General features: G+C 59.7%; 1 protein-coding gene. It reads right to left on the bottom strand.

The window, feature by feature from the left end; translation table 11 throughout:
• On the bottom strand, nucleotides 1–995 hold a 995-nt coding region (tuf, locus tag U8L64_RS00685; RefSeq protein ID WP_333392757.1), incomplete at both ends, for an elongation factor Tu.

Here is a 995-nt window from a genome sequence, read left to right as displayed (position 1 = left end):
CCTTCCGGCAGCTCGCACGAACCGGTCACGTCGGTGGTACGGAAGTAGAACTGCGGACGGTAGCCCTTGAAGAACGGAGTATGACGACCACCTTCTTCCTTGGACAGCACGTACACTTCGGCTTCGAACTTGGTGTGCGGCTTGATGGTGCCCGGCTTGGCCAGAACCTGGCCACGCTCGACCTCATCACGCTTGGTGCCACGCAGCAGCACGCCGCAGTTCTCACCAGCACGACCTTCGTCCAGCAGCTTGCGGAACATTTCCACACCGGTGCAGGTGGTCTTCAGCGTCGGACGCAGACCGACCACTTCGATTTCTTCCTGAACCTTGACGATGCCGCGCTCGACACGACCGGTCACCACGGTACCGCGACCGGAGATCGAGAACACGTCTTCGATCGGCATCAGGAACGGCTTGTCGATAGCACGAACCGGCTCCGGAATGTAGCTATCCAGAGTCTCTACCAGCTTCTTGACCGCGGTGGTGCCCAGCCCGTTTTCGTCTTCGCCATTCAGCGCCATCAGCGCCGAACCAACGATGATCGGAGTGTCGTCACCCGGGAAGTCGTAGGTCGACAGCAGGTCGCGAACTTCCATCTCGACCAATTCCAGCAGCTCCGCGTCATCGACCATGTCAGCCTTATTCAGGAACACGACGATGTAAGGAACGCCAACCTGACGGGACAGCAGGATGTGCTCGCGAGTCTGCGGCATGGGGCCGTCAGCAGCGGAGCAAACCAGGATCGCACCGTCCATCTGGGCAGCACCGGTGATCATGTTCTTCACGTAGTCGGCGTGACCCGGGCAGTCAACGTGCGCGTAGTGACGAACGTTGGAGTCATACTCCACGTGAGAGGTGTTGATGGTGATACCACGAGCCTTCTCTTCCGGCGCGCTGTCGATCTTGTCGAAGTCGACACGAGCGGAACCGAACACTTCGGAGCACACACGGGTCAGCGCAGCAGTCAGAGTGGTCTTGCCATGGTCAACGTGACC

The sequence above is a fragment of the Pseudomonas sp. FIP_A4 genome (assembly GCF_036701605.1).
GTDB classification, from domain to species: domain Bacteria; phylum Pseudomonadota; class Gammaproteobacteria; order Pseudomonadales; family Pseudomonadaceae; genus Stutzerimonas; species Stutzerimonas phenolilytica.
Note: the sequence above shows the minus strand (reverse complement) of the source record. Positions and strands in the feature narration are given on the sequence as shown.